The sequence below is a fragment of the Spirillospora sp. NPDC049652 genome (genome assembly GCF_040675125.1).
In the GTDB taxonomy this organism is placed as follows: Bacteria; Actinomycetota; Actinomycetes; order Streptosporangiales; family Streptosporangiaceae; genus Spirillospora.
Map to the genome: position 1 here is coordinate 1 of NZ_JBFAOF010001074.1, position 2,248 is coordinate 2,248.

The 2,248-nt window shown below is 72.6% G+C and carries 3 protein-coding genes; 1 reads left to right on the forward strand and 2 read right to left on the reverse strand.

Annotated features, from left to right (window positions below):
- Together AB0J52_RS37030 and AB0J52_RS37035 are read right to left on the reverse strand one after the other, a co-directional pair.
- Nucleotides 1–1,094, reverse strand: a 1,094-nt coding sequence (locus tag AB0J52_RS37030; protein WP_500187583.1) for an acyl-CoA dehydrogenase family protein, incomplete at its 3' end; no start/stop codon positions are given.
- Between the two features lie 51 nt (nucleotides 1,095–1,145).
- Nucleotides 1,146–1,646, reverse strand: a complete 501-nt coding sequence (locus AB0J52_RS37035; RefSeq protein WP_500187585.1) for a MarR family winged helix-turn-helix transcriptional regulator — start codon at nucleotides 1,644–1,646, stop codon at nucleotides 1,146–1,148.
- Between the two features lie 109 nt (nucleotides 1,647–1,755).
- Between AB0J52_RS37035 and AB0J52_RS37040 the strand changes: the two genes are divergently transcribed.
- Nucleotides 1,756–2,248, forward strand: a 493-nt coding sequence (locus AB0J52_RS37040) for an MFS transporter (protein WP_500187586.1), incomplete at its 3' end; no start/stop codon positions are given.

A 2,248-nucleotide genomic window follows, 5' to 3' on the forward strand; every position in this document is an offset into this window, starting at 1 on the left:
GTGATGCCGACCAGGCCCGCCAGCCGGCGCCGGTGCTCGGCGGGCGGGCCGAACAGTTCCTGGGACGCCTTCGCGCGCTTGAAGTACAGGTGCGCGTCGTGCTCCCAGGTGAAGCCGATGCCGCCGTGCAGCTGGATCGTCTCGGCGGCGACGTGGAAGTAGGCGTCCGAGCAGAACGCCTTGGCGAGCGCGGTCGCCACGGCGAGTTCACCCGGTGTGCCCGTGTCGGCCGCTTCGGCGGCGTTCAGCATCGCCGAGCGCGCCGACTCCACCCGCACGAACATGTCCGCGCAGCGGTGCTTGACGGCCTGGAAGCTCCCGATGGCCCGTCCGAACTGCTTGCGCACCTTGACGTAGTCGACCGTCATTTCGAGCGCCCGTTCGGCGCCGCCGACCTGCTCGGCCGCGAGCAGCGCGACGGCGACGTCTCGTGCGCGCGCGAGGGCGGCGTCCCCGTCGCCCGTGAGGAGCCGCGCGGGTACGCGGTCGAAGTCGAGTCTCGCGAGCTTGCGCGTCTGGTCGAGGGTGGGGAGCGGCGTCCTGGTGAGTCCCGGCGCGTCGCCGTCCACGGCGAAGAGCGCGGTCGTCCCGCCGTGCCGTGCCGCGACGAGGACGAGTTCGGCGATGTGCCCGTCCAGGACGAAGGTCTTCGTGCCGCTGAGGACACCGTCCTCCCAGGACATCGCGGGCGGCGCGGACCAGTGGCCGTCCTCCGTCCACGCGAGGGTCGCGATGGTCGAGCCGTCCGCGACGCCCGGCAGGAGGCGGGTGGCTCCGGCGGCCTGGAGGGCGGGCAGGGCGAGCCCGACCGTGGCGAGGAAGGGGCCGCAGTACAGGACGCGTCCCATCTCCTCGAACACCACCGCCAGCTCGCGCACCCCGAACCCGGAGCCGCCGTGCGCCTCGGGGACGGCGAGCCCCTGCAGCCCCAGCTCGCCGGCCATCCGCCGCCACAGCGCCCGGTCGAGGCCGTCGCGGGTCCCCATCAGCAGGCGCGCCCCCGCCGGCGTGCCGGCGACCGGCGCGTGCTCGGCGAAGAAGCGGCGCAGGGCGCCGCGCAGCTCCCGCAGCTCCTCGGTCTCGACCAGGCCCATCGTCCGCCTCCGGAGGTGTGCGGCCAAACGCTTGCTTGGCAAGCATACGGGTCACTCGATGGACGTGTCGTCCAGGGCCTCCAGCAGGACGCGGAGGGAGGCGTCGAACTGCTCGCGCTGCTCGGGCGTCAGCGCGGACAGCAGCCGCGCCACGTTCGCGACGTGCGGCTCCATCAGCCCGTCGATCAGCTCCAGGCCCCGGGGGGTGAGCTGGATGAACACCGAGCGGCGGTCGGCCGCCTCGCGCACCCGCTCGACCAGGCCCTTGGCCTCCAGCTTGTCGATCCGGTTGGTGATCGCGCCCGAGGTGACCAGGGACGCCTTGAGCAGCGCGCCGGGCGTCAGCCGGTAGGGGGCGCCGGCCCGGCGGAGCGTGGCCAGCATGTCGAACTCGTGGTTCTCCAGGCCGTGCTCGGCGTAGAAATCGCGGTTGGCCTGCTGGAGCCGGTGCCGCAGCCGCGCGAGGCGGCCGTTCACCCCGATCGCCCAGGTGTCCAGGTCGGGGCGCTCGCGCGCCCACTGCTCGAGGATCGCGTCCATCGCGTCGCCCATGGCGGAGGCCTCCCTGTGGCAGTTGTCTCAATGCTAAGAGACTTGACGTTGAAGCTCATCTCTGATGTTATCTCAGCGTTGAGATTATCAAGATGAAGGGGATCGGGCGATGAACTCCACGAAGGCCAGGACCGCCCCGGCGCCGTCTCAGGCTCCGGAGAAGGTGCCCCTACGCCGCTGGCTCGGCGTCGGCGCGATCGCGTCCGGCACCTTCGCGATGGTCACGCTGGAGCAGCTCCCGGTCGGCCTGCTCAGCTCGGTCGGCTCCGACCTGCACGTGTCCGAGGGCGTGGCGGGACTCATGGTGACGGTGCCCGGGCTGGTCGCCTCGGCCGCCGCGCCCCTGCTGCCCGTCGCGATCCGCCGCCTCGACCGGCGGCTCGTCCTGATCGGGCTGATCTCCCTGATGGTCGTGGCGAACCTCCTCACGGCGGTCGCCCCGAACTTCCCGACCCTTCTCGCCGCGCGCTTCGTCGTCGGCATCGGCATCGGCGGCTTCTGGGCGATGGCCGCCGGGATCGCCGTGCGCATGGTCCCGCCCCACGCGGTGCCGAAGGCCACGGCGCTGACGTTCGGCGGCGCGACGGCGGCGAACGTCCTCG